Genomic DNA, 26,622 nt, shown 5'->3' with positions numbered 1-26,622 from the left:
AATAAATTCACCAATATGGATATAGATGTAGATAGATACAAAGTAAGAAATAGAAATGATCTAAACCCTAGAAATCTAACCGAATAAAAAGAATCAGAGTTGGAAGATTTTATAGAGTACTCAAAAATAATCCTTGATGTACTAGGATATAAACTATTTATTCAATAGTAAATCCTAAGCAGCGACCTTTGTTTTAGGAACTAACGCAAATGAGAAAAACATTGGAAAACTGAAAATAGTATAAGTTTGAAAGACTAAGAAGAAAATGAAATGAAGTAGTAATAACAGGTAGGATACGATGTTCGATTTCAAGATCGTCTTTTATGATTGAGGACTTTTGCCTTTATTAAAAGACAATAAAAAAAGAAGGGAGATAAACCCTTCTTCTCTGTCATTATAAATTATAGTGTAAAGGAACCGATGTAATAATATTTACCTGCGTCCTTTAGGTCGATTGTCCATTTCTTTTCGATACCAATTGTCTTTAGCATTTCTTCCATATAGAAAAGGATAACGCCCATATCTATTAGTGATCTTGTGTCTTCATCAGATTTTACCATGTAAGCTTCAACAACTGATCCCTTTAGTACGAATCTCCAAGGTTGGAAGTTCTTGTGGCTTGGTGCAAATCTAACAGATGAGAATACATCAAAGACTCCGTAATTTTCTAGAGTTTCAATGGAAATTGGATTTCCTAGAGTATCAGCAAAGACAATTTCTTCAACTGTAAGTCTTGAGCTTGTAACTTCTGGATCAAAAAACTTTTTCTTTTGACCGTAGCCTATTGCTATTAGATAGTCGATGCCTGTTCCGTTTTCGCCAAAGATTGCCTTCTTAGTTTCGTGGTCAACCTCGTCCACTGTTATCCAACAAGTGTCTAAGTCTAGGTCAACGATTTTTGTGTTTAGCTTTTCAAGGCAGTAGCCACCCTTTAAGATGTTAAGTGGTTTGTCGTTTTTAATATCTAGTGCAATGTAGTGTGGAGCTTCGATCATAACTCCTGCGTATCCTGCCTTGCCCCTAAGACCTTCGGCTACGATTTTCCCATTTTCGTAAAGTGAAAAATTTATTTCGCTTTCTTCACGGTCTAGCTCATCCATAAGTAATTTTATATTTTCCAAAGAATCTCTTGGCACAGTGTCCTTTTTAAAATTTCTCACTGATTTTCTCTTTTGTAAAAAGTTTGTCATTAACATAGTAATCCCCCCTAAAACTCTTCTTAATAAAGATTATATCACAAGGGAGGGCTCAAAAATAGATTTAAAATAATTACCTTATAGTTTAAACTATAGGAGGAGGGAGGGATAAAGTGAATTTAACACCAAGTCAATTAAAAGCTGTAGACCACTTTGAGGGTCCTGCCATTGTTTTGGCAGTTCCTGGTGCAGGAAAGACTACTATGATTTTGCACAGGACCAAAAAGTTAATAGAGAGGGGAGTGGACCCCAAGAGCATCTTAACAATTACTTTTTCCAAGGCTCAAGCTGTGGACATAAAGGATCGTTTTGTAGGAATGGACGGCAACAGGACTGTTCACTTCTCCACCATCCACGCCTTTTGCTATTCAATTGTAAGGGACTATTCCAAAAAGTCTGGAAAGTCTCTTAGTCTTATTGATTCAAATATGAAAAAGAAGTACGAGATCCTTAGAGACATCTACAGGTCAGTTAATAATTCCTATCCCACAGAAGAACGAATAGAAACTGCGATTTCAGAAGTTGGTTATTGCAAGAATATGATGTTGTCGCCCCAGTCTTTTGCCAAGTCCAAGAGGTGTGACACAGATAATTTTGTCAAGTTCTTTGAGACCTATGAAAAGTTTAAGAAGGACAGGGGACTTATAGATTTTGACGACATGATAAATCTTTCCTACGATGTCTTAAAGAATGACCCTGCAATAATGAAGAAGTACAGGGACAGGTTTAAGTTCATCCAACTTGATGAGGGTCAGGACACTTCTAGGAGTCAGTTTATGGTTTTGAAACTCCTTGCCAAGCCTAACAATAATTTATTTGTCGTTGCCGATGACGACCAATCTATTTATGGCTTTAGGGGAGCCAACACTGAAGAACTTTTTAAACTCAAAGATGAATACAAGGACATAAAGACCTTTTATATGGAAGACAACTTTCGTTCCACTAAAAACATAGTAAACATTGCAAATATTTTTATTGGGCAGAATGAGAAGAGGTTTGAAAAAACTCTCGTAACAGACAACCCCTTTGACAAACCTGTAAGTATTATTAAGGTCAAGGAGCCCAAAGACCAGTACGCCCTAATAGAAGAAGAGTTAAAAAAAGAAGATGGAGACATTGCAGTCCTCTACCGTAACAACCTTTCAAGCATTGGCCTTGTGGAGTACTTTGAGAGAAAAAATTATGAATTTAATATAAAGGACAAGAAGACCAAGTTTTTCTCCCACTTTATAACTCGGGACATCTTGGATATTTTAAACTTTGCTGGGGACCTTTCAGACATTGACCTCTATGAAAAATTTTATTTTAAATTAAAGGGTTATATTTCAAAGAGACATATTGAATACCTAAAGAGACACAGAGGGAAAAATATCTTTAACATCTTAAAGGATTATCCAGATCTTCCATCTTATTACAACAAGAATATAAATGGGCTCTTGGGTGGTTTTAAAAAGATTGCAAGGGTAGACGTCTATGAGGCCATAGATTATATTGACAAGGAAATGGGCTATGGCGACTATCTTAGAGAAAATGCCAAGAGGTTTATGGAAACGGAAGCAACTTTAAATGAATACCTCTACTACTTAAAGATGATTGCCAAGTCGACTAAGTCCTTGGACCTATTCATTGGCAGGCTCAAGGAATTGGAATACGACCTCTTAAAGGCTAGAGATACTGATGCAAGGCTTACCTTCTCCACTATCCATTCAGCCAAGGGACTTGAATTCTCAAGAGTTTTTGTTGTAGACTTGTATGAGGGGACCTTGCCATCAACATCGAGCATTGAGGGCCTAAGAGAAGATCCAGACCTTTACGAAGAGGAGAGAAGACTCTTTTATGTAGCCATGACTAGGGCGAAGAGGGAACTATACCTCATGTACTCCCACTACACAAATGGAAAGAAAAATGAAATTTCTTCCTTTGTTACAGACTTAGAGACTTTAGCAGGAGGAAACAGTGAACATAATAGATGAAATAAAAAATATAATATTAGAAAGAGATGAAGTAAAAGCTAATGAGCTCTTTGAAGAGTATCACCCCGTTGATATTTGTCTAGAGCTTGAAGATTATGAAGACGAAGAAATTGGAATTTTTGTAAAATTATTAAACAAGGAAAATCTCGGCTTACTCTTAGAGTCGGCAGAAGAAGACTTAGCAAGAATAATAATGAGGTTTTTTACAAATGAAGAGCTAATTGAAACTTTTGCCTTTATAGAAAACTCAATTGTGGCTGACCTTCTTGGATTTCTTTCAACAGTTAGAAGAAAGGAAATTTTGTCACTGATAAAAAGTGATAAACAAAACATCCTAAAGATGATTTTGTCCTTTGACGAAGAATCTGCAGGGTCAATTATGACCACAAACTTTATAGCCCTTAAGGAGCACTTGACGGCAGACCAGGCAGTAAAGAAAATAATTTCAATTTCTCCAAAGACAGAGATTATTGACAAGATTTTTGTTACTGATTACAAGCATAGACTTAGTGGGATAGTGACTATGAGGGACCTCTTGGTTTGTCATGCAGATACTCTCTTAAGAGACCTCATGGAAGAGTGCGACTTTTATGTCTATGGGACAGATGACCAAGAAGTTGCCGCCAACCTCTTCTCCAAGTATGAGTTGGACATTCTTCCCGTTGTAAATAACAAGATGGTAGTTCTTGGTGTAATAACATCTGATGACATCATCGCAGTTATCGACCAAGAGCACAACGAAGATATGTTGCAGATGCACGGGGTTAATGCCGATGAAGAATACGACTCAAGTTTAATGGAATCCTTTAAGTCAAGAATTCCTTGGCTTGTAGTAAACTTGATCACAGCCTTTTTGGCATCATCAGTTGTTAAGGGCTTTGAGTCCACAATTTCTCAAGTAGTTGTTTTATCTGCTGCCATGCCAATTGTTACGGGAATGGGAGGTAACGCAGGCTCACAAACTCTTTCAATTATTATCACTTCTTTAGCAAGAGGAGAGTTGTCCTTAAAGGAAGACTTCAAGTTGATTTTCAAGGAAATCTTCTTGGGACTTACTGAAGGCGCAATTATTGGTATCTTGGCTGCTGGAGTTTTTGTATTCTGGCACCACAACCTTTATCTTGGCTTCATACTCTTCTTGGCAATGATTTTAAATATGATAATCGCCTGCTCCATGGGATTTTTAATTCCGCTTTTACTTGATAGGTTAAAGGTGGATCCAGCCATAGCATCATCAATATTTTTGACAACTTTTACAGATGTATTTGGATTTTTTATCTTCCTAGGTCTGGCAACAATGTTTTTACCAAAACTAGTTTAAAAATAAAACCACAGTCTTTTAAGATTAAATTCTTAGACTGTGGTTCTTTTTTGATCAAATATTTACATTCTCTCTTTATAATTTGCTATTTCTCTTTGACTGGAAACAAGAACTTTTCCATCAGGACCCAAGAGGGGAGTGATTCCCATACCGTAACCTGCACCGATGTATAGATAATTAACTCCAGTCTCTGTGTCCAAGAGAATTTCCATGGACTCAGTAAGAGTCCCTTCTTTAAAAATTTTTATAAATCTTTTGTCATCCTTATTAAACATTTTTAACCTCACAATACTTTTTCGAAGGCGAGTCTTTCATTCTTGCCGCCAAGATAAACTATGCCAACATACTTATAAGATAGAGAGCTTAATAATCTCTGCATGTCCTTGTTTCCTCTGTGGGTGTCAATCCTTACTGACTTAAAATTATTTTCTCTTGCATAGGATTCTGACATTTCAATTATTTTTCTCCCGTAGCCCTTTTTTCTTTCACTCTCAAGTGTCCCAATCCTGTGAAGAGCAACATAGGGGCTTGGACTTTGCCAGGTCCCATCTAAATTATTTTCATAATCTATGTCGTTGTCGTAAATAATGACAGTGGAAACAACTTTTCTCTCATCTTCTAAAACAAAAATATTTTTGTTTTCTATAAGTTCTTTAAAATTATCAAGATTTGGCTTGTCATGACCCTGCCATTGGTCAAGTCCCAAGGACTTTAATTTCTTTGATCCATCATCATAGATTTTTAAGATTATTTCTCTATCATCTTCTCTTGCTAGTCTTAATTCCATCTTTCCTCCAAGATAACTGGAACTTCCTTGTTAAGTTCTATTGAATTTTTTGTGACTATTGAATCATAGGCAAGGACTTTGACACCATTTTCACTTGCCTCTTTAAGTCCTCTTGAAAAACTTGGGTCAGTCAAATAATTTGGTGTAAAAAATTTGACATCTTCCATTTGAATTACAAATAAAATAAATGTCATGAAGTCCTTGTGGGATTTATCTAGTCCCTTGACGTGCTTAAGGCCTCTCTTAGTTGGCGCATCAGGGAAGGCTACGATACCATCCTTCTCAAGGGTAACGCCCTTGACTTCCATGAGAGCTTTTTGTCCCTGGCCTTCAAGATAAAAGTCGAAGCGTGAATCTCCATGAGTGTACTCTCTTTTTATTTTATTGTACTTAAAGCCTAAGTCAATTTTATTTTTAAGTAAGGCTTCTTCCACAACTTGGTTAGGAGCCTGGGAGTCAATATTTATTAATCTGTCGCCCTTCATTACTCCAATTAAGGTGTAGGAAGTCTTCCTATTTGGATTGTCATTGTAGGTCAAGTAGACTGTAACACCTTCAATAAGGAGCTCCTTGCAGCGACCTGTGTTTGGCACGTAGACCTCCAAGGTCTTAGAGCCCTTCTTGCAATAGGATATAAATCTATTTTTTCTATATAAAAATTCTGCTCTTATTACGCTAGTGTATTTCATAAGTCACCCCAAAATATTATACAGGGAACTTTAATTTATGTAAAATATGGAGTAAGATAGAAAAAAGGAGGGAGCTAATGGACCTTTTAGTAGTTATTGATATGCAAAATGATTTTGTCACAGGTTCTCTTAAAGCAAAAGATGGAGAAAGACTCTTAAAGGAAGTTGTTAAAAAAGTTGAGAGCTTTCATGGGGAAGTGGTCTATACCCTAGACACCCATTATGATGATTATCTTTCAACAAATGAAGGAAAGAATCTTCCTATAGAGCACTGCATCAAGGGGACTTGGGGTCACGATATTCCAGAAGAATTAAAGATGACTAAGTCCTTTGAAGGAGCAAAGAAGTTCGAAAAAAATACTTTTGCTTCAGTTGAGCTTGGAGAATATCTAAAAAAATTAGATGAAGAAGAGGGAGTAGGAGATATATATTTTCTAGGACTTGTTGCAGACATCTGCGTAGTCTCAAATATTTTATTAGTTAAGGGCTTCTTGCCAGAGAAAAATATTTATCTTTTTAAAGATTTAACAGAAGGATTAACAGATGAAAAGAAGGCGTCAGCCATTGATGTTCTAGAGTCATGTCAGATAAAAATAATTTGATAAATAAGAAAAATCAAAAAAATAAAAATGAAAAAGCACACGACTATTATGTGGCAAGCATAAAGTGGTGTGCTTTTTTAATGTATTTGATTTTAAATATGTATGAATTGAAAAAATTTTATATCGACAAAATTAAAAGTAAAATTGAAATTAAAAATTATAAAAAAATAAAAATAAACAAAAAAATAAGTACCAAAGACTTGGTACTTATTATGGTGCCCAGAGCCGGAATCGAACCAGCGACACGAGGATTTTCAGTCCTCTGCTCTACCGACTGAGCTATCTGGGCAAGTAAATGGTGGGCCTTCAGGGACTTGAACCCGGGACCTACCGGTTATGAGCCGGGCGCTCTAACCAACTGAGCTAAAGGCCCTCACCATTGGCGGAGAAAGAGGGATTTGAACCCTCGCGACCCTAATCGGGACCTACTCCCTTAGCAGGGGAGCCTCTTCAGCCACTTGAGTATTTCTCCAAATTGAAGGTCACTCTTTAGCAACTTACTCTACTCATTCTAAAGTAATGAGCATCTTTTGTCAACTGTTTTTTTTAAAGATTTTAAATTTAATTTAAAATTTATGTAAAATCTATTAAAACAATTTAGGGTCATCTCTTGCCTAAGTATTATCTCATAAATAATTAAAAAAATAAAGACTAAAATCTATTGACAACAAAAGATGATGTAATATAATGAATATATGAACAAGTGTCGAAATATTAAAAATAAAAAAGGAGAAATTTATGGATAAGTATATTTTTCACTTAAGAGGACTTACTTGCGCTAACTGTGCAGGCAAGATAGAAGAGAAACTTAAGTCAAGAGATGAACTCAAAAATCTTCATTACGATTTTCTAAATGATGAGCTTGTCTTTGAATCAGAAGAGGAGTCAAGTGAGCTAAGAAATAAAATTCAAGAGATTGTTGATTCCATAGAAGATGGAGTGGTTGTAACAGAAGACCTTGGTGAAGAGATAGAAGAAGAGGAGGAAGAAGAAAGTTTCTCCATCTACAAGTCTATTGTTGTATTTGTAGGACTTTTGATTTTACATTTTGCAAAATTAAATGAAAAAGTTACAATAATTTCTTATTTAGTTTTATATCTAATTATTGGCTACGATGTAATAAAACCATCAATAGAAAAAATTGCTACAGGGAAATTTATGGATGAAAAATTTCTTATGACTGTGGCATCTCTTGCTGCCATAATTTCTGGCGAGTATGCAGAAGCTGTTGCAGTTATGCTTTTCTACAGTGTGGGAGAAATTATTCAAGACAAGGCTGTTGACTCTTCAAAGAAATCTATAAGAGAAGCTCTAAAGTTAAAGCCAGAGTTCGCCAACTTAATGATTGATGGAGAGATTGTAAAAGTTGATCCAAGCGAAGTTGCCATTGGACAAGTTATTTTAATTAGACCAGGAGAAAAAGTTCCCCTAGATGGAAAAATTTTGAAGGGATCTTCTAATCTTGATACTTCAAATATATCAGGAGAGTTTGCCCCAGTATCTCTCGAAGCAGGAGATGAAATCATATCTGGTTTTGTAAACTTGGACTCTTCTCTTGAAGTTGAAGTAACAAAGACTTATAAGGAAGGAACTATTGCAAAAATTATTGATATGGTAAAAAATGCCAGCGTAAATAAGGCTAAAGTAGAGAAATTTATCACTAGATTTGCAAAAATTTATACCCCAATAGTAATTGGTCTTGCAGTAATTTTATTCTTATTCTTAAATTTTGCAACAGACCATACTGCTAAAGAAGCACTTTACAGAGCGGCCATATTTTTGGTTATTTCCTGTCCATGTGCTCTTGCAATTTCTGTTCCACTTACAATGTTTGCGGGAATTGGATCTCTTTCAAGAAGGTCAATCTTTGTAAAGGGTGGAAATTCTATTGAAGCCTTGACTGACATTGATGGAGTTGCCTTTGATAAAACTGGAACAGTTACTAAGGGTGAATTTATTATTGCAGAAGTAGAAGAAACCGCTGCATCAAAAGATGAAATATTAGAAATTGCTGCTGTGGGAGAGGCTTATTCAACTCACCCAATAGCCAAAGCTATTGTAAAAGCCTTTAAGACTAAAAAAACTCCTGATCACCTAAACAATCTTGGTGGTAAGGGAATAGAATTTGAACTTGAAGGTAAGTCCTACCTTGTTGGAAATAAAAAATTATTGGAAGACTTTGACATAAGTCTTGAAGGAAACAAGGAATCAAACTACGTGGACGTATTTGTTGCTGACAAGGAAAAAGTTCTTGGGGTTATAAAACTAAAAGACCAAATAAAGGATGGAGTTAAGGAAAGTGTAGATGACCTTCACAAAAGAGGCGTTAAGACTTACATGTTTTCTGGCGACAAAGACAGGGTAGTAGAAGAAATCGCAAAAGAAGTTGGAATTGACTACTATAAGGGTTCTCTTTTACCAGAAGATAAGGTAAGTGAAATTAAAAAAATTGAAGAAGACAAAAGAATTGCCTTTGTTGGTGACGGAACTAATGATGCACCTTCACTTGCATCAGCATATTTAGGAATAAGTATGGGTTCTGGATCAGATATTGCCATAGAAACTTCTGACATTGTTCTTTTAAAAAATGATATTTCTTCTATTGTAAGGGCAATTGATATTGCTAAGAGGGTAAAGAAAATTGCCTACCAAAATATTTTTATTGCCTTGTTCTTAAAAGTTGTAGTATTAGGACTTGGAGCAGTGGGATATGTTTCTATGCCTCTAGCAGTTTTTGCTGATGTAGGTGTTGCCCTACTTTGCATTGTCAATTCACTTAGGGTTTTTAAAGAATAATAAATCATAGTAAAATGCTATGATTTATTAGCTTTAATGAATACAAGACTCAATTAAAAAATATTTATTGATAATTAAATAATTTTAAAATTGTCTAAAAGTATTGAGTTTGCTTAATTCTTATAATTTTTTATAAAATTAGAAAAAATTTATCATAAAAAAAGAATAATAATGATTGAAATATTAAAAAGATTATGTTAATATAATGACATAAGATTATGAATATAAGAATTCATAAATTTTGGTATAATTTTTTATGGAGGTAATGTAAAATGGCATATGTAATTAACGATTCTTGCATCGCATGTGGTGCATGTCAACCAGAATGTCCAGTTGGATGTATTAGCGAAGGAGACATCTATTCAATTGACGAATCTCAATGTATCGATTGCGGTAGCTGTGCAGCTGTTTGTCCAGTAGGCGCTCCAAATCCAGAAGACTAATTTACTTAAAGAAAAGATAGGTAATGGGCCTATCTTTTTTTTACATACTTTCGATTAGAAGCTGTCCTCTTAAGAGGATGGTTTTTTATTGCAAAAATATCTTTTTGCCATTATAAAAATCACTAAAGTAGTTTATAATGAAAGAAAGCAATTGTTAAGAAATGTCAAATATCTTAATAATAAAAATCAAACTTTGCGAAAAAAATTATTGTATTTGCAAATAGAAAGTGCAATAATTATTTATCTCAGCATGTATTTTGGAAATTAATAAAATTAACTTATACATAAAATTTAGTGGCTTTTATTTTGAAAGGAGAAAGTGACTATGCTAATTCACATGGGATTAGATGTTGGTTCAACTACTGTAAAACTTGTAATACTAGATGAAAAATTAAATATTTTATATAAAACTTATAGAAGGCATTTTTCTGATGTTAGAAAAACTGTTAAGGACGTAATCAATGAAGTCTATCCACAGTTTAAGTACGACACAGTAACTGTTAATGTAACAGGATCAGGTGGACTTTCTGTTCATGAATTCTTAGGTATTGATTTTGTACAAGAAGTTGTAGCAGGGAGAGAAGCAATATCTTGCTTTATTCCCAAGACTGATGTGGCAATTGAACTTGGTGGTGAAGATTCAAAAATTACTTACCTAAGAGGATCTGTTGAACAAAGGATGAACTCTATTTGTGCTGGTGGTACAGGTGCCTTCATAGATCAAATGGCATCACTTCTTCAAACTGATGCATCTGGTCTAAATGAAATGGCAAAGGACTATGAAAAGTTATATCCCATTGCATCAAGATGTGGAGTTTTTGCCAAGACTGACGTTCAAGCTCTTATAAACCAAGGGGCAAGCAAGGCCGACATAGCCATTTCAGTTTTTCAATCCGTTGTAAACCAAACAATTTCTAACTTAGCATGTGGTAGACCGATAAGAGGTAATGTTGCCTTCTTAGGTGGACCACTTCACTTCCTTCCAATGTTAAAGGAAAGATTTGTAGAGACTTTGGACTTAAAAGAAGATGAGATTATAGCTCCAGAAAATTCACAAATTTTTGTTGCTTTGGGTGCTGCCCTTTCAAGTTTTGACTCCAAGGCCATGTCCTTTGTAGAACTTTACAACAAGGTAAACACAAGTGCAGAAACTCTTGTAAAGGAAAGTGACGTAATGCCTGCCCTTTTTACAAGCGATGAAGAAGTTAGGGACTTTAGAGAAAGACACAAGACAAAATCTCTTAAAAAAATTGACCTAAAAGCTTATGAGGGACCAATTTATCTTGGAATAGATTCAGGTTCAACAACTTCAAAGCTAGTAGCAATTTCTGACAAGAATGAAATTCTCTACACATTCTATGGATCCAACAAGGGCAACCCACTTGACATTGCCATAGAAAACCTAAAGGAAATCTATAAAGAAAAAAATGACAAGGCCTACTTTGCTGGATGTGGTACAACTGGTTATGGGGAAGAATTTTTAAAGGCTGCCCTAAACTTAGACCTTGGGGAAGTAGAAACCATTGCCCACTTCACTGCAGCAAAATATTTTGATCCAGATGTTGACTTCATCTTAGACATTGGTGGACAAGATATGAAGTCTATGAAGATAAGAGACGGAGTAATAGAGTCCATCCTTTTAAACGAAGCTTGCTCAGCAGGATGTGGTTCCTTCTTAGAAACTTTTGCTCATTCAGTAAATATGACTGCAGAAGAATTTGCCAATGAAGCTACAAGGTCTAGGGAGCCTGTTGACCTTGGCTCACGTTGTACAGTTTTCATGAATTCCAATGTTAAACAAGCTCAAAAGGAAGGGGCATCTGTTCCAGATATTTCTGCTGGACTTGCTTACTCAGTAATTAGAAATGCCATCCAAAAGGTTATCAAGGTTAGAGACCCTAAAGATCTTGGCCAACACATAGTTGTTCAAGGTGGTACCTTCTTATCTGATGCAGTGCTTAGGGCCTTTGAAAACTTAACTGGAGTTGAAGTTACAAGACCAGAGATAGCTGGGCTAATGGGAGCTCTTGGCATGGCTCTTATTGCAAAAGAAAAATCCACTGGAAAATCAAATATAATTTCCAAGGAAGACTTAGAGGTTTTTGAGTACAAATCAATCTCAACAAATTGTAGACAATGTACTAACCAATGTGCTCTTTCTGTTAATGTATTTCCTAATGGAAAGAGATACATCACAGGAAATAGGTGCGAAAAGGGAGCAGGCCATGTTAGGAGTAAGGAAGACCAACTTCCAAATATGTATGCCTACAAGTACAAGAGAGTATTTGACTACAAGTCTCTTCCAGAAAAAGAAGCGCCAAGAGGTATTGTTGGAATCCCTAGAGTGCTAAACATTTATGAAAATTATCCCTTCTGGCATAGCTTCTTCACAGAGCTTGGCTACTCAGTAGTATTATCTTCTAAGTCATCAAGAGAAATCTACGAAAAGGGAATCGAAACAATAACAAGTGAGACTGCTTGCTATCCTGCAAAAATTTCTCACGGACACATAGAAGATTTAATAGAAAAGGGAATAAAATTTATATTTTATCCAGCAGTCTTTTATGAAGAAAGACAATTTAAAAATGCTGACAACACCTTAAACTGTCCCGTAGTTGCAGGATATTCTGAAGTTATAAAAAATAATGTGGATGATATAGTTGATGGCAAAGTCAAATTTATGAATCCTTTTATCTCCTTTGACGACAGAAAAAAACTGGAAAAGAGATTAGCAGAAGTCTTTGACTTTATACCTAAGAATGAAGTCAAGAAGGCAGTTCGAGCTGGATACGAAGAACAAGATAGGTATAGGCTCGATGTCTTAAATGAAGGTAATAGGATCTTAGAAGAAGTAAATTCTAAAAATCAAAGGGCAATTGTCCTATCAGGCAGGCCTTACCACATAGATCCAGAAATAAATCACGGCATTCCAGAACTTATAACAAGTCTTGGACTTGCAGTTATTTCTGAAGATGGAATTGCAAGGAATGTAGAAATTGATTCAAGACTTAGGGTCCTTGACCAATGGAACTACCACTCAAGACTATACAGAGCGGCAAAATTTGTTGGAGAGCACGAAAACTTGGAACTCGTACAACTTAACTCCTTTGGTTGTGGTATTGATGCAGTGACAACTGACCAAGTCCAATACATCTTAGAGTCTTACAATAAAATTTACACAGCCCTAAAGATTGATGAAGTTTCAAATCTTGGTGCAGTTAAAATCAGGATTAGGTCCCTATTAGAAGCAGCTGAAAAGAGAGAGTTTGAAAAAATTGATGCAGAGCTTGAAGGACTACTAGATGATGATCCAGTTATATTTACAAGGGAAATGAAAAAGGATTACACTATTTTGATGCCACAAATGGCGCCTCTTCACTTTAGCATTTTTGAACCAATCCTAAGACAAGAGGGAATAAACATTGAAGTCCTTCACGACACAGGCCACAAGGTTGTTAATGAAGGTTTGAAATATGTAAACAACGACGCTTGTTACCCATCAATTTTTGTTGTTGGACAATTTATTGACGCTGTGAAGTCTGGTCAATACGACACAGATAGGTTGGCACTCTTGATGAGTCAAACTGGTGGAGCCTGCAGGGCATCAAACTATGTTGGATTTGTTAGGAAGGCACTTAAGGATGCAGGTTATGGTCACGTTCCAGTAATTGGACTTTCCTTCCAAGGTATTGAAGAACATCCTGGCTTCCAATTTGACAAGAGACAAATGGTAAGGATTGGTCGAAAATTAATTCAAGGAATGCTTTACGCTGACCTAATAATGAGACTTACTCAAGCCACAAGACCTTATGAAGTTATAAAGGGTTCTACAAATATTTTACGTGACAGGTGGCTTGATATTACAACTTCAGAAAATTTGATTTACAACAAAACAACTTTCAAGAAAAATGTAAATCAAATGGTAAGTGAGTTTGAAAGACTTGAAATTACAAAAGAAGAAAAACCTAAAGTTGGAATAGTTGGTGAAATCTTAGTTAAGTATCATCCAGCTGCCAACAACCACCTTGCAGACCTACTTGAAAAGGAAGGAGCAGAAGTTGTCATCCCAGACTTAACTGACTTCATGATGTACTCCTTTAAAAACGCGAGGGCCAAGGCTGACAAACTTTCAAAATCAAAATTATCTGCCTTTGTTTGTGAAATGGGAATTTCTTATATTGAATCCTACAGAAAATTTGTGAGAGAAGCTCTTAATGGTACGAGATTTACTTCTCCAGAAAAAATTGAAGAGATAATCAAGTACGCAGAAAAGTACGTTGACCTTGGCAACCAATATGGAGAAGGTTGGCTCTTAACTGGTGAAATGGTTGAGTTAATTGAGTCAGGTGTTGAAAATATTATTTGTGTTCAACCCTTTGGATGTCTTCCAAACCACATCACAGGTAAGGGTGTCATAAAGGCTATAAGGTCTTCCTATGAAAAAGCAAATATAATTCCAATTGACTACGACGCATCGGCTTCTGAAGTAAATCAATTTAACAGGATCAAGCTTATGCTTTCACAAGCCAAGAAAAATATGGAAGAAGGCGAAGACAAATACAACAGAGGCTACCTAAAGAAAAAGGCAAGTATGAAAAATTAAATACATTGAATTAAATAAATTGATATAAACAAAACCCCTCAAATTAACTTGAGGGGTTTTTAATGTGCAAAAATTTAATTATAAATTAAAGATTCTTAATAATATTTTTGAAAGTCTTGTCTTGTAACAAGTTACTTGTTGAATTTTGTTTTTCTTTTAAATCCTTGTAAACTTCTATGTCCTTTTGAGCCTTATAGTCTTCGCCCTTAAGAGCAGCTTTAAAGGAATCAGTAGCTTCTTGCATCTTAACTTGGAAGTCATTTAATTCCATTATAAAAGCTTTTGCAACTTTCTCGTCCTTATTAATAATAGAATTTTTTAGGCCTGGAAGAATTTCTAGGGCCTTTTGGCTTGCACTTAAAGTGTATTGGTGAGAAGACTTAAATTTTTCTGGAACATCGAGGGCCTTTATCTTATCAACTGTAGATCTTATTTCTCTATCTGCTCTTTCATAAGCATTAGTTAGATCAGCATCACTTAGCTTTGCAGCATTGTCAAAGAAGGATAATTTTAAATCCTTGATAGACTTATTTAATTCTCCTTGTAGAGAAGAAATTTCTTTTACATACTTATCTTCATCTGATGACAAGTCAATAATAGAAGATGCTTTTTCCTTGTTGTCATTAATAATAACCTTGAAGTTCTTATTGTCCCACTTAACTTCTGCCTTTAGGTTTTCAGCAACAAATCTTAGAGGAACGAAAGTACGGTCCTTCTTAATTGATGCAGGAGCATCTAGCTTTAATTCTTTGTCATTCACTTTTGCCTTAGTGGAATCAATCTTAAGACTTATTTCTGTGTCCTTGCCACTAATTCCAACTTCTCTCTTGTCATTGTCCCAAGTAACCTTGTAGCCAAGAGTTTCTGAGATAAATCTTATGGGAACCATAGTCCTTTCATTTTGGATATAGGGTGCCACATCTGATTTTATAATTTTTCCGTTGTACTCAATAAGAGGACTTCTTCCTGCAAAAACATTTGAAGTCACAAATATCATGAGGACAAGGGAAAATAAAATTGATTTAAATTTTTTCATTCTAATCTTCCTCCTTATTTGCTCTTCACTGAAGAAGTGTAAGAGTTTGGATCAAATTGTTTTTCAATATAAATTAAGTTTGAGTCCTTGTCTCCTTGTAATTCAATGAAGGCTCCTTCTCTATCAGTTGGAGAAACTTCTCCCTTTTCGTCATCCCTGTAGAAAATCAAATATTCTTTGTTGGGACTTAAGTTCTTTGGAATATCTACTTGTATTTGAGAAAGGTCTCCCTTGTAGTCCTTTAAGAAGGCGGTGGACATTCCCTCAGCAGTAGATGTTGAAATTCTAATTCTTGAAATATAATCAGAGTTTTTGATGAGTTCGTTAACAGCTTCCTTGTCAAAGTTTGAAGTTGCAACTTGCTCTTCATCAGTTTCTTTATTAGCAACTTCTGATGTAACTTTTGCTTCATTAGCTTCAGCCTTTGCTTGGTCTTTTTTGCCGCAAGCAGCAAGACTAAGACTAAGAAGTAATGACATTGAAATAATAAAAATCTTTTTCATATTGTACCTCCAATTTTAGTTCATTATATCACAAGACAATGGCTTAATTATATAATTTTAAATTAAGAATAAGAATGTTATAATGAAAAGGGTGATAGAATGCCAAAGAATGTCCTATTCATTTTAAATAAATTGAGAGAAAATGGCTTTGAGGCCTACATAGTTGGTGGGTCTGTGAGAGACAAGCTAATGGGTATAGAGCCACATGATTATGACATAACAACTTCTGCAAGGCCAGAGGGAATTAAAAAAGTCTTCCAAGCTTATAAGACTGTCTTAGTTGGTGAAGACTTTGGAACAGTTGGCATTTTGTTAGACAATACTCTTTATGAAGTTACAACTTTTAGGATTGACGGAGCTTATATAAACAACCGAAAGCCAGAGAAGGTTATTTTCTCTAAGAATCTCACAGAGGATTTAAAGAGAAGGGACTTTACCATTAACGCCATGGCAATGGACGGAGATGGAAATCTTTACGACCCCTTCAATGGGCAAGATGATATAAAAAATAAAATAATTAGGGCTGTGGGAGATCCCAATGAGAGGATAAGAGAAGACGCCCTTAGGATGATGAGGGCAATTAGATTTGCTGGAAGGTTTGGATTTTTTATTGAGGAAGAACTATTCGATGCCCTATCCTTAAACGCAAGTCTCTTAAAGAAAATTGCTCCAGAGAGAATTTTTGATGAGTTTTCAAAGATGATTACAGGAGAAAACCCATCCCATTATTTACTTTTAATGGAAGAGACGGGGATACTGGATGTGATTTTCCCAGAGCTAAAGAGGACAGTTGGATTTGTTCAATTTTCTCCCTTCCATGACAAGACCCTCTTCGACCATCTTATTTGTGTAATGGACAATGTGAAGCCTGACTTAAGCCTAAGATTAGCTGGGCTTTTCCACGACATTTCAAAGGTTGATACCCTATCAATTGGAGAAGATGGCAGGGGACACTTTTATGGACACGAAGTCCTTGGTGCAAACAAGGTCGAAGAAATTTTAAAAAGATATAGACTTCCCAACAAAACAATTGAAAAGGTAAAAATTTTAATCCTAGACCACATGAAGGTCCATGCTGAAATGACAGACAAGGCCCTAAGGAGACAGATAAAAAGAGTGGGAAGGGATAATGTCCTAGACCTTTATGACCTATTAATTGCAGATTGCATGTGTACAAGGGCAGATAGGGATGCTTCTTTTATTATAAATAGGAAAAATAGGGTAAAAGAACTATTAGACGAAAAAGAAATGAAAACTGAGAAGTTTTTGGAAATAAATGGTAATGATATAAAGTCCTTGGGTTTCTCTGAGGGTAAAATTATTGGAAGGATTTTAAAGGACCTTGAGGAAATGGTCTTAGATGATCCAGAAAAAAATAAGAAAACTTACTTAATAGATTATATAGATAAAAATTACAGGTGATGAAATGACAAGATTATTTGGAACAGATGGAGTTCGTGGGATTGCTAACAAGAAGCTAACTCCAAAGCTTTGTTACGATATTGGAAGGGCAGCAGCCTATGTACTTGCCAAGGGCAAGAAGGGCAAGGTCCTAGTTGGAAGAGACACAAGACTTTCAGGAGACTTAGTTGAGTCTTCTCTTGTGGCAGGTTTTATGAGTATAGGACTTGATGTGGACTTGGCAGGAGTAATTCCGACACCAGGTGTCGCATATCTTACAAGGACTGGGGACTACCTATGTGGAGTTTCTATTTCCGCATCTCACAACCCTTATGAACACAATGGAATTAAATTTTTCTCTTCAGAAGGCCTAAAGCTAGACGATGAAGTAGAAGATGAAATAGAAGAAAAAATTCTTTCAACTACAAAAATATACAAGGACGTGACAGGAGAAGAAATTGGAAGACTTAATAGGTCCACTGAATTTACTCAAAAGTATGTGGACTACTTAAAGAATTTAGTTGATCTTGACTTCTCAGACTTTGAAGTTGCAGTAGATGCAGGCAACGGTGCTCAATCTCACATAGCTGAAGAGGTTCTAAAGTCATATGGTGCCAGGGTTAAAATTATTAACAATGAACCTAACGGGATGAATATAAATGACGCTTGTGGTTCAACAAATCCAAATCTAATTCAAGAGCTTGTAAAAAAAGAGGGAGCCGACATTGGTATGTCCTTTGATGGAGATGCCGATAGGATTATTGCAGTTGATGAAGAAGGGAATATTGTAGATGGTGACCACATACTTGCCATAGTTGCCACTTACTTAAAGAAAGATGGCAGACTCAAAAACAATGCAGCAGTGGGAACTATTATGTCCAACATGGGACTAAAGAAGTATCTTGAAAAAATTGATGTGGACTTTATTGAAACTAAGGTTGGAGACAGGTACATCTTAGAAAAGATGCTTTCCGATGACTATGTAATTGGAGCAGAACAATCTGGCCACGTAATCTTTCTTGACCACAACACAACTGGTGATGGACTTGCAACAGGCATCCACCTCTTAGAAATTATGAAGGAGACTGGAAAAAAATTATCTGAATTAAATAAACTAATGAGGAATTATCCACAAGTTTTAAAAAATGCAAGAGTTCGTGAAGACTTGAAAAATAAATACCAAGACTTTCCAGAAATCATGGATGCCATAAGAGAAGTTGAAGAAAACTACCACGGATCTGGTAGGGTTGTAATAAGACCATCAGGCACAGAAGCCCTTGTTCGTGTAATGATTGAAGGAGAAGACCAAGATAAACTTTCAAGTGATGCAGACAAACTAGTAAAGCTTATTGAAGATAAATTGAATTAGGAGTAAGCAATGTATAAGATTATATCAGACACAAGTTGTGACTTGAGGAAAGATGAAATAAAGGATTTGGGGATAGAATATGTTCCCTTTAAGATTTCTATCGATGGAAAAGATTATACAGACGATGAAAATTTAAACTTAGATGAATTCTTAGAAGTCATGAAAAAAACAGAAAATCCAATTCACACAGCCTGTCCATCTCCTTATGATTATTTTAAAATAATTGAGGAAAATAAGGACAAGGATATTTATATTCTTACAATTGGATCAAAACTTTCTGGCTCTTATAACTCTGCCAAGGTAGCAGAGGCTGAAGCGAGAGAAAAGTTTGAAGGAATAAATATTCATGTAATTGACACTAAGGCTGCATCAGCAGGTACAACAAGAATTGTCCTAAAGTTACTTGACCTTGTAAAGGAAAAGGACTTCGATGAAGTTGTAGAAGAAATTGAAAAGGAAACAGACCTTGAGACAACTATGTTTGTCTTAGAGTCTATGAAGAACCTAATCAAAAATGGAAGAATAAAAAAGACGACAGGCCTTATTGCCAATGTTTTAAATATTAGACCAATTATGATTTCTGATGATGGAGAAATTGAACTCTATGAAGTCAACCGTGGAATGAAAAAGTCTCTTGATAAAATGGTTAAGGCAATAGAAAGCAAGTGCAAGAGAGAAAAGCCTGACCTTATTACAATTTCTTATGTGGAAGATAAAGACAGGGCAGAAAAGCTAAAGGAAAGAATAGAAGATCTTTATGAGGGTGCCAAAGTCCACCTTAGACATACCAATGGTCTATCCTCTGGATATGCTGACATTGGAGGAATCGTCATAGCTTTTTAAGTAGGAGATAGCTTTTTGAGGTGAAGAATGAGAAAAGATAGGGAAAATAATTTTCAAGACAAGATAAACGGCGCCTTCAAAGATGAAAACTTTAAAGAAATTGGAGAAATAATTGGAGAAGGAATTGACACAGCAATAGACGTGACAAAAAGATCTATAAGTAGCTTTGTGAATAAAAATAAGAGAAAATTACCATATAGTATTCAAAATGATGACAGAATAATAAATCAAAATCCAAAGACTGTAAACAGGGTAAAAACATGGGGATTTATCGCAAAAGTTTCAATTGTGGGTCATCTTTTTGCTTTGTTTGGTTTTCTCATGGACATGTTTGATACTTATGGATCAATAAGAGAAGATTTGCCAGCCTTAATTTTTTGGGTAATTCCTGCCCTTGTTATTTCTTTTTATGCAAACTACAGAATAAAAAAGATCAAGGACCAAATTATTAGATTTAGAAAATACAATCGTGAAATTGGAAATAATACAGTGATTCCAACTCAAGATCTTGCTGCAATAACAGCTAAGCCTCTTGATTTTACAATAAATGATTTGTTAAATATGATTGAAAGAGATTACTACAGGCAGGCAAGAATTGTTGAAGAGGGAAAATTATTTATCTTAGATTCAAAAACTTATAAACTTTATAAGGAAGAAGCCCTAAGAGATCCTTATGAAAAGATGGAGGAACTTGAAAATCAAGAAAATAGTGAGAGGGCAGAAGAACTTCTTCTAAGAGCAAGGTCCTATGTGACTGAACTTACACAAATCGAGGGGAAAATCTCATCTCCAATGGATGAAAAAATCAGGGAACTTTTGAAAATAATTGGAAAGATTTTTGAACTCTTAAAAGAAAATCCCAGCACAGCTGGAGACTTAAACAAGGCAATAAATTATTATCTGCCAACTACAGTAAAGCTTTCAAACTCTTACTTAGAGATGAAGGAGAAACCAACAGAATCTGTTAGATCATCTCTAAAGGATATTGAAGGCACAATGGATATTGTAATAGATGCCTTTATGAAAATTCTTGACAATATTTACCAAGAAAAAATCATGGATTTATCATCAGATATGAGCGTATTAAAATCCATGCTAAAGCAAGAAGGACTTTTAGATAAGGATGAATTTAAAATCGGGAGGTAAAAAGTGGATAGAGAAATAAAATTATCACTATCAGATGACTTTGATGAAATTCAAGAAGATGAAAAAAACATCTTGAAAGAAGTTGAAGCTGATAAGGAAATTAGACTAAGCCCAGAAGAAGAAAAACAAGTAAATGATTTTGCCAAAGAAATCGATATAACAAATTCAAATATTGTCCTTCAATATGGAGTTGGAGCCCAAAGAAAGATTTCAAATTTTTCTGAGAAGACATTGGAGTCTGTTAAGACCAAGGACCTTGGTGAAGTTGGGGATCTCTTATCTGGAGTTGTAAATGAACTCAAGTCCTTTGACCTTGATGAGGAAGACAACAAGTTACTTGGATTCTTCAAAAAGCAAGCCAACAAGATGACTTCAATTAAGACTAAGTACGACTCAGCAGAAAAAAATGTAAACAACATTATAAAGACTCTTGAGGACCACCAAGTTACACTTATGAAGGACATTGCTATGCTTGACCAAATGTATGACTTAAATGAATCCTATTACAAGGAACTTAGCATGTACATACTTGCTGGTAATAAAAAACTTGAAGAGGCAAAAAATATTGAGCTACCAAGGCTAAAGGAAAGGGCAGAAGAAACTAACCTTCCAGTGGATGCACAGCGTGCCAATGATTATGTAAATATGATTTCAAGATTTGAAAAGAAACTTCACGACCTAGACCTTACTAGGATGGTTTCTATTCAAATGGCACCACAAATTAGGATGGTCCAATCTTCTAACACAGTTATGGTTGAAAAAATTCAATCTACAATTGTGAACACCATACCTCTTTGGAAGTCTCAAATGGTAATTGCCCTTGGAGCAAATCATTCTAAGGAAGCAGCTAAGGCAACTAAGGAAGTGACTGACTTAACTAACCAACTCTTAAAGAAAAACGCAGAAACTTTAAAGCAAACTACTGTTGAAACTGCAAAATTATCTGAGAGGGGAATAGTTGACATGGAAACAATTAGGCACACAAATGATCAACTTATCTCAGCCTTAAATGAAGTGCGCGATATTCAAATTGAAGGTCACAAGAGACGTGAAGAAGCTTCGCAAGAGCTTAGAAGGATAGAAGAAAATTTGAAGTCATCTTTAGTCGAAATTGCAAATAAATAAGTTTAAAAGTTAATAAGATGATAAGAGCCGAGAGAAATCTCGGTTTTTTTATTTGTGAAAATTTTTTTGTAGAGGCTCATAAGTTATTAGGACTTAATAAAAAATTATTACTAAGTAGAAGAATTAAATATAATCAAAATAAAAAAGCTCCCAATGTTTTTTAAAACATAGGGAGCTTATGAGCTAATTAACAAACAACTTATCTAAAAGTAATCTTTCCATCTTCAATGGAATCGATAATTGCAAGAGAGAGAAGGTCATAACCCATATCTCTAATAATCTTGCCACCATCTTGGAAGCCTTTTTCAATAGCAATAGAGACACCAGATATTGTAGCGCCTGCTTGCTTTGAAACATCGATTAGACCCTTTAGGGCATTTCCTTCTGCTAGGAAGTCGTCGATTATAAGTAAGTTGTCCTCAGGAGATAAAAATCTCTTGGAAACAGTGATAGTATAATTTTTCTTTGTTGTGTAGGACTCAACCTTTGACTCGTAAACATCGTTGCCAATGTTTAAAGTTTTTTGCTTCTTACAAAAGACCACCATGGCATCGTCAAAGTGTTTTGAAGCAACAGTTGCTAGGGCAATCCCACTTGCTTCAATAGTAAGTATCTTGTTTATTTTTTTGTCCTTAAAATATACTGCCATCTCTTCAGCAAGCTTATCCAAAAATTTTATATCAAGTTGGTGATTTAGAAATGAATCTACCTTAACAATATTTCCATCTAAAATTCTACCGTCATTTATAATTCTTTCTTCTAATAATTTCATTTTACACCTCTAGAATATTTTAAGGCATAAGGAAGAAGTTAGCAAGTTGAGGGCAAGCTTTTATAAAAATAAATTAAAAATTTTAAGTTTTTGAATAAATTCTTACATTGTAGCTAAGAGAGATCTTATCTGATAAAATTGATTTAACAGAATAAATTGAGAAAGGAGAAATTTATGAAAAAAACCTTAATTTTACTTGGCTTAGTCTTAAGCCTAATCATTCCAAGCAATATTTTTGCAGAAAAGGCCCTGCCAAATAATTCTTCAAAGATGGATATTATTGCTGAGGATGGAAATGCCAATAACTACACTTTTTCAACCTACATCATAGAGGACTACAATTACTTTAAACTCCGTAACTTTGCAGCCTATATGAATGATACTGTGAAGAAGTTTGATGTAAAATACAATGGCGACAAAAATGCCATTGAAATTTTTACAAAGAAGTCCTATGAGGATTTTACTGGTCTTCCAAGTGAAAAAATTTCTGGACCAAAGGAAGCCATTCCAAGTAAGCAAAAGATATTTATAGACGGCAAGGAAGTTCAAATTTCTGGCTACAATATTGATGGAAATAATTATTTTAAGCTTAGAGATTTAGCAGCTGCCCTAGATATAAAAGTTTATTACGACTCACTTAGGAAGTCTGTCATATTAAATCCAAAGCTTCCAAGTGACGAAAAGCTTTCAGATAATCTAAACTCTGAATTAGAAAAAAATATTAGGACAGATGATAAGCAAGCTGGATTTAATGAAAGTCAAAACTCATCACAAGTCTTTGCATCAGAAGAAGAATTAATTTATTTTCCTCCAAAGAATCTTGAGCGAAATCTCAACCTAAAGCCAGGTTATGTAGCAGAAATTAAAAATTCAAAAATTACAAACTTCAAGAAGATTTTCTCACAGGTTAATATTCCAAAGGGAACAGGGATTTTATATTTTGACCTTGACAACTTAAAGGCCAAGACGATTTATATTGATGGCTATGACACAAGTCTCACTCAAACTTATTTAAACAAGTGGATGAAGAAAAACATCCTAGTTCCTCTTATTCGTGGAGAAAAAATTCCAGGACAAGAGGATGCCTATAAGATTGCTTATGTAACTTTTGTTGATACAGCACCAAGGGTCAATGGAGTAAGTGAACTTGTTGGTGTAAAGGCTTCTGAAGTTAGAAATTATCTTTATGGACCGTCATCAAATCTCAAGGATTTTACAGCTGATAGGGGACAAATTTATGCCCTTGCCAAGAAGGGGGAAAACATCGGTTGGCCTTGGTGGTACTTTACAGGCCCAAATTCTTACAATGAAAAAATTGACCATATGATTAATTATGCCTTAAGCGTTCAAGGATTTTCCTATGATCAATTTGATTGTTCAGGCCTAGTTGGTACTGCAGCAGAATTTGCAGGTTTTCCAATAGCACCAGCCTACTCATGGCTTATTGAAGGATCGCCTTTGGTTCAGGAAGTTCCTATGAGTCAACTTAAAAGAGGAGACCTCTTAAACAAGGCAGGAGACCACATAATGATTTATATTGGAGATGGAAAGGTTGTTGAATCTGTGCCAAGGGCTGGAGTTAGAGTTGCCCCAGTGAGAAAGGCAGGTTATAAGGCCCTAAGAATTAAAAATATGTAAAATATAAGGGAGCTTCGGCTCCTTTTTTCATGGAAATTTATAATTTTTTGGAGAAATCATCTTAAATTTATTTTTATTGAATATTTTTTGAAAATGCCTGCAAGAAAAAAAGATATAAAAATATTTGAATGAGAATAATTTTATAAAATGAAAATTAAATTAAATTAAATAAGTCTATTAGATATATCACTTAATTAACTTTAGAATTAAAATTACAAAATAATTTTGCAATTAAAAAAATAAAAAAAAGTGCCAAGTCTTGGCACAAGAATTTAAGCTTTTTTAACAACGGAAGACTTAAGATAAATTCCACCGAACTCCTTAGTCTTGGCGTCAATATCATGACCGTTTACTTCTTCGTCGAGAATCCTAATGTTGGTAATCTTAGTTCCTCTCTTCATAGTGTCCTTGCCAAACTTTAAGTCCTTAATAGTAACAACGCTATCGCCAGTCTTAAGTTCATTACCATTGGCATCGAGAACCTTGGTCTCTTCAAGACAAAGGTCAGTCCACATATGTCCACACTCTGGACAGTTATAAGCAACATTATCAAAATAGCCATATTCTGATCCACAATTTGGGCACTTATACATTTATCTCATCCTTTCAAATATATTTACCTAAGTATAATGTATAGGATATAAAATAACAAATGACAATTAAAAAAGATCTCCCAGAGGAGATCTTAATTTTATAAACAAACTTTAGATAAATTTTCCATTATCATAAATTACTTTACCATCTTCAAAAACTTTACGATCTTTAACAGAATATGATGAACTTTCTTTCATTCTGACGTGCCAATTTCCATCAGGTCCACTTAAATCATTTTTAATACGTATTCCTTTGGCATCAAAGAAAACAATAGTATCTTCTTCATTTTGCCATGTAGCAGATTTTCCATCTGCTCGCATAGTCAATTTTGCTTGACCAATTACTTGATCTTGAAAAGTTTGTGGATTATAAACTAGTAAAGTAATAGTATATATATTCGGACCTTCATCATTTTTCATTATATATAAGCAACCACCATTAAGAGGATTTATATATCCTCCTTCAATTTCAACTGCATCTTTTTTTACTACCGGATTATTTTCTTTTTTTACTTCAGGACTCTTAGCTTTTTCATTTTGTCTTAATTTAGTAAATTCATCTTTATTGTATTTACTTTTGTCACCAATAATAACTACTTTATTTTCATTATCCCAATTAACTTCAACACCTAAAGCTTCACTTATAAATCTTACTGGTACAAAAGTTCTTGAATTAACAATTTTTGCAGGAACATCTAGAGTGGCTTCTTTTTTCTCATTTTTTTCTGTAATATTAGCATTAACAGAATCGATAATTAACTCTATTTTTTGAGAGTTATCTTTAGAAGTAATTGTCACTTTCTTGGCATCTTTGTCCCAATCTACTTTACTACCAAGAGCTTCTGATATAAATCTTATTGGTACAAGAGTTCTGTCTTTTTCGATGAAACAAGCTGCATCAGTTTCAACTTTTTTTCTATCTACAACTAAATATAAATCTTCTTTTGCAAATACATTTACACTTATACCTAAAATTAAAACACTAATAAGTACAAGTAATTTAGATAGTTTTTTCATAATATTACCTCTCTTTCTTAAGTTTATTATATGACATAAACTAGAAAAAGCAATCGTTTTACTAATTTTCTATATAATTATTATTTTATATTAATGGATAAGATTGAAAACTGATAAAACAAAAAAATTTTATATATTAAAGATGAGAAAATTTTTGTAATATATGTCATTATAAATTATTTGTGATATCCTAAAACAAGGTGATAAAATGATTTTAGAGGCAGTGATTCTTGCCCTTATAAGTATGATTTTTATTAGGGACAAGGACTTTAATAATTTAATAAATTTTAAATTCAAAAGAGCCTATCTTGCCTTTATTGGAATTTTTATAATGATATTTATAAATTTTATAACGGGAAGATATTTTGGAAGTTTTGCTGAATTTTTTGTAAGAAACTTTACAATTTTTCATATCCTATCCCTCTTACTTATTAGTCTTTCATTTTTTTCAAATTATAAAAACTTGGGACTTTTAATTTGTGGGCTTGGGACTTTTTTAAATGCCCTTCCAGTGATGGCAAATGGAAAGATGCCAGTCTCGGCAAGTGCCCTAATGAAAATAGGCAACGAGAGAATTATAAAAATTATTTACATGGGCGGAAGCCTAAGTCATGGAGTCTTTGACAATCCAAAACTTTATTTTTTGTCGGACTTCATATACTTAAAAAGATTTATTGGGCCCTCTAAGGTCATCAGCCTTGGAGACATTTTAATAGCCCTTGGTTTATATTTTGCACTAATGATTATTGTTAGAAAGAGAGGTGCTTAG

22 protein-coding genes and 3 tRNA genes are annotated in these 26,622 nt (G+C 34.6%); 13 read left to right on the top strand and 12 right to left on the bottom strand.

Annotated features, from left to right (window positions below):
* Window positions 1-401: 401 nt before the first annotated feature.
* A complete protein-coding gene (locus M9426_RS01780; RefSeq protein WP_005955793.1) occupies window positions 402-1,196 on the bottom strand; it encodes a nitroreductase family protein in 795 nt (264 codons plus the stop codon).
* A gap of 113 nt (window positions 1,197-1,309) precedes the next feature.
* Here M9426_RS01780 and M9426_RS01775 point away from each other — a divergent pair, with 113 nt between their 5' ends.
* Both M9426_RS01775 and mgtE read left to right on the top strand, forming a co-directional pair.
* The gene (locus M9426_RS01775; protein ID WP_250342266.1) at window positions 1,310-3,169 is read left to right on the top strand and encodes an ATP-dependent helicase; all 1,860 of its coding nucleotides are present in this window, start codon (window positions 1,310-1,312) and stop codon (window positions 3,167-3,169) included.
* The gene (gene mgtE, locus M9426_RS01770; RefSeq protein ID WP_250342265.1) at window positions 3,153-4,490 is read left to right on the top strand and encodes a magnesium transporter; all 1,338 of its coding nucleotides are present in this window, start codon (window positions 3,153-3,155) and stop codon (window positions 4,488-4,490) included. Before M9426_RS01775 ends, mgtE begins: the two co-directional genes overlap by 17 nt.
* Before the next feature lie 62 nt (window positions 4,491-4,552).
* On the opposite strand, the gene M9426_RS01765 is transcribed toward mgtE, so the two are convergent.
* The 3 genes from M9426_RS01765 to sfsA are packed head-to-tail and all read right to left on the bottom strand — an operon-like array spanning window position 4,553 to window position 5,966.
* On the bottom strand, window positions 4,553-4,765 hold the full coding sequence (locus M9426_RS01765; RefSeq protein WP_250342264.1) for a DUF6440 family protein: 213 nt from the start codon (window positions 4,763-4,765) through the stop codon (window positions 4,553-4,555).
* A gap of 8 nt (window positions 4,766-4,773) precedes the next feature.
* Window positions 4,774-5,277 (bottom strand): GNAT family N-acetyltransferase, encoded by a 504-nt coding sequence (locus M9426_RS01760; protein ID WP_250342263.1) that lies wholly within the window; start codon window positions 5,275-5,277, stop codon window positions 4,774-4,776.
* On the bottom strand, window positions 5,268-5,966 hold the full coding sequence (sfsA, locus tag M9426_RS01755) for a DNA/RNA nuclease SfsA (RefSeq protein WP_250342262.1): 699 nt from the start codon (window positions 5,964-5,966) through the stop codon (window positions 5,268-5,270). Before sfsA ends, M9426_RS01760 begins: the two co-directional genes overlap by 10 nt.
* Before the next feature lie 77 nt (window positions 5,967-6,043).
* On the opposite strand from sfsA, the gene M9426_RS01750 reads away from it, so the two are divergent.
* Window positions 6,044-6,568 carry a cysteine hydrolase family protein gene (locus M9426_RS01750; RefSeq protein ID WP_250342261.1) on the top strand — a complete coding sequence of 175 codons (525 nt, stop codon included), beginning with the start codon at window positions 6,044-6,046 and terminating at the stop codon, window positions 6,566-6,568.
* Between the two features lie 213 nt (window positions 6,569-6,781).
* On the opposite strand, the gene M9426_RS01745 is transcribed toward M9426_RS01750, so the two are convergent.
* The 3 genes from M9426_RS01745 to M9426_RS01735 all read right to left on the bottom strand — a co-directional run bounded on the left by M9426_RS01745 (window position 6,782) and on the right by M9426_RS01735 (window position 7,040).
* Window positions 6,782-6,857 (bottom strand) — tRNA-Phe (locus M9426_RS01745).
* A gap of 7 nt (window positions 6,858-6,864) precedes the next feature.
* Window positions 6,865-6,941, bottom strand: a tRNA-Ile gene (locus M9426_RS01740).
* 7 nt (window positions 6,942-6,948) lie between these two features.
* A tRNA-Ser gene (locus tag M9426_RS01735) sits at window positions 6,949-7,040 on the bottom strand.
* A 266-nt stretch (window positions 7,041-7,306) separates the two neighbouring features.
* On the opposite strand from M9426_RS01735, the gene M9426_RS01730 reads away from it, so the two are divergent.
* The 3 genes from M9426_RS01730 to M9426_RS01720 all read left to right on the top strand — a co-directional run bounded on the left by M9426_RS01730 (window position 7,307) and on the right by M9426_RS01720 (window position 14,410).
* Complete coding sequence (locus M9426_RS01730) at window positions 7,307-9,364, top strand: heavy metal translocating P-type ATPase (protein WP_250342260.1); 2,058 nt, start codon at window positions 7,307-7,309, stop codon at window positions 9,362-9,364.
* A 272-nt stretch (window positions 9,365-9,636) separates the two neighbouring features.
* On the top strand, window positions 9,637-9,807 hold the full coding sequence (gene fdxA, locus M9426_RS01725) for a 4Fe-4S ferredoxin (protein WP_005955652.1): 171 nt from the start codon (window positions 9,637-9,639) through the stop codon (window positions 9,805-9,807).
* Window positions 9,808-10,132: 325 nt separating this feature from the next.
* Complete coding sequence (locus M9426_RS01720; protein WP_250342259.1) at window positions 10,133-14,410, top strand: 2-hydroxyacyl-CoA dehydratase; 4,278 nt, start codon at window positions 10,133-10,135, stop codon at window positions 14,408-14,410.
* A gap of 85 nt (window positions 14,411-14,495) precedes the next feature.
* Here the strand turns inward: M9426_RS01720 and M9426_RS01715 are convergent, their stop codons facing one another.
* Entirely contained in the window at window positions 14,496-15,446 is a 951-nt protein-coding gene (locus M9426_RS01715; protein ID WP_250342258.1) for a copper amine oxidase N-terminal domain-containing protein, read from the bottom strand.
* 14 nt (window positions 15,447-15,460) lie between these two features.
* The gene (locus M9426_RS01710) at window positions 15,461-15,949 is read right to left on the bottom strand and encodes a hypothetical protein (RefSeq protein WP_250342257.1); all 489 of its coding nucleotides are present in this window, start codon (window positions 15,947-15,949) and stop codon (window positions 15,461-15,463) included.
* Between the two features lie 99 nt (window positions 15,950-16,048).
* Between M9426_RS01710 and M9426_RS01705 the strand changes: the two genes are divergently transcribed.
* The 5 genes from M9426_RS01705 to M9426_RS01685 are packed head-to-tail and all read left to right on the top strand — an operon-like array spanning window position 16,049 to window position 21,833.
* Entirely contained in the window at window positions 16,049-17,371 is a 1,323-nt protein-coding gene (locus M9426_RS01705) for a CCA tRNA nucleotidyltransferase (RefSeq protein ID WP_250342256.1), read from the top strand.
* 4 nt (window positions 17,372-17,375) lie between these two features.
* Window positions 17,376-18,719, top strand: a complete 1,344-nt coding sequence (glmM, locus tag M9426_RS01700; RefSeq protein WP_250342255.1) for a phosphoglucosamine mutase — start codon at window positions 17,376-17,378, stop codon at window positions 18,717-18,719.
* Window positions 18,720-18,728: 9 nt separating this feature from the next.
* Window positions 18,729-19,562, top strand: coding sequence for a DegV family protein (locus M9426_RS01695; RefSeq protein ID WP_250342254.1), 834 nt, complete (start codon window positions 18,729-18,731; stop codon window positions 19,560-19,562).
* Between the two features lie 27 nt (window positions 19,563-19,589).
* Window positions 19,590-20,708, top strand: a complete 1,119-nt coding sequence (locus tag M9426_RS01690; RefSeq protein ID WP_060799712.1) for a 5-bromo-4-chloroindolyl phosphate hydrolysis family protein — start codon at window positions 19,590-19,592, stop codon at window positions 20,706-20,708.
* Between the two features lie 3 nt (window positions 20,709-20,711).
* Complete coding sequence (locus tag M9426_RS01685) at window positions 20,712-21,833, top strand: toxic anion resistance protein (protein ID WP_005955679.1); 1,122 nt, start codon at window positions 20,712-20,714, stop codon at window positions 21,831-21,833.
* 199 nt (window positions 21,834-22,032) lie between these two features.
* Here the strand turns inward: M9426_RS01685 and M9426_RS01680 are convergent, their stop codons facing one another.
* Window positions 22,033-22,605 (bottom strand): xanthine phosphoribosyltransferase, encoded by a 573-nt coding sequence (locus M9426_RS01680; protein WP_250342253.1) that lies wholly within the window; start codon window positions 22,603-22,605, stop codon window positions 22,033-22,035.
* A 174-nt stretch (window positions 22,606-22,779) separates the two neighbouring features.
* Here M9426_RS01680 and M9426_RS01675 point away from each other — a divergent pair, with 174 nt between their 5' ends.
* Window positions 22,780-24,243 carry a C40 family peptidase gene (locus M9426_RS01675; RefSeq protein WP_250342252.1) on the top strand — a complete coding sequence of 488 codons (1,464 nt, stop codon included), beginning with the start codon at window positions 22,780-22,782 and terminating at the stop codon, window positions 24,241-24,243.
* Between the two features lie 272 nt (window positions 24,244-24,515).
* On the opposite strand, the gene M9426_RS01670 is transcribed toward M9426_RS01675, so the two are convergent.
* Together M9426_RS01670 and M9426_RS01665 are read right to left on the bottom strand one after the other, a co-directional pair.
* Window positions 24,516-24,836 carry a zinc ribbon domain-containing protein YjdM gene (locus tag M9426_RS01670; protein WP_250342251.1) on the bottom strand — a complete coding sequence of 107 codons (321 nt, stop codon included), beginning with the start codon at window positions 24,834-24,836 and terminating at the stop codon, window positions 24,516-24,518.
* A 111-nt stretch (window positions 24,837-24,947) separates the two neighbouring features.
* On the bottom strand, window positions 24,948-25,853 hold the full coding sequence (locus tag M9426_RS01665) for a copper amine oxidase N-terminal domain-containing protein (protein WP_250342250.1): 906 nt from the start codon (window positions 25,851-25,853) through the stop codon (window positions 24,948-24,950).
* Between the two features lie 208 nt (window positions 25,854-26,061).
* Here M9426_RS01665 and M9426_RS01660 point away from each other — a divergent pair, with 208 nt between their 5' ends.
* Window positions 26,062-26,622, top strand: coding sequence for a DUF5317 domain-containing protein (locus M9426_RS01660; RefSeq protein WP_250342249.1), 561 nt, complete (start codon window positions 26,062-26,064; stop codon window positions 26,620-26,622).

It is taken from the genome of Peptoniphilus genitalis, assembly GCF_023614525.1.
GTDB classification, from domain to species: Bacteria; Bacillota; Clostridia; order Tissierellales; family Peptoniphilaceae; genus Peptoniphilus_A; species Peptoniphilus_A genitalis.
This window is presented reverse-complemented; position numbering and strand designations above follow the sequence as displayed.